Genomic DNA, 559 nt, shown 5'->3' on the forward strand with positions numbered 1-559 from the left:
TCACGCTGAGCCGCAATCAATTTGAGTACAGCAAGAACAAGCTGGCCGGATTGCCGACCAGCCGCAACATCGAGGTGCGGTTGCAGGGCTGGGAAGAGTTCGAGGACAAGGTCGACCGGATCGTCACGATTGGCGCCTTCGAAGCTTTCAAGATGGAGCGCTATCCCGCATTTTTCGAGCGCGCCTACGAGATCCTTCCCGACGACGGCCGAATGCTGTTGCACACCATCGTTCGGCCGTCGTTCAAAGACGCGCGGGCCAAGGGCCTGAAGCTGACCCACGAAATCGTGCAGTTCTCGCAGTTCATCCTGGCCGAGATCTTCCCCGGCGGTTGGCTGCCGACGCCGCAGACCGTCGGCGAGTACGGAGTGACCGCGGGCTTCGACCTGACCCGCGTCCAGTCGCTGCAGCTGCACTACGCCAGGACCTTGGACCTGTGGGCCGAGGCACTCGAGGCCAATCGCGAGCAGGCGATCGCCATCCAGTCCCAGGAGGTCTACGACCGGTATATGAAGTACCTGACCGGCTGCGCGAAGTTGTTCCGTGCGGGCTACACCGA

The 559-nt window shown here is 62.1% G+C and carries 1 protein-coding gene; it reads left to right on the plus strand.

The window, feature by feature from the left end:
• Nucleotides 1-559, plus strand: a 559-nt coding sequence (locus A9W96_RS09005; protein ID WP_197499464.1) for a class I SAM-dependent methyltransferase, incomplete at both ends; no start/stop codon positions are given.

The sequence above is a fragment of the Mycobacterium sp. 1245852.3 genome (assembly GCF_001669335.1).
Taxonomy (GTDB): domain Bacteria; phylum Actinomycetota; class Actinomycetes; order Mycobacteriales; family Mycobacteriaceae; genus Mycobacterium; species Mycobacterium europaeum_A.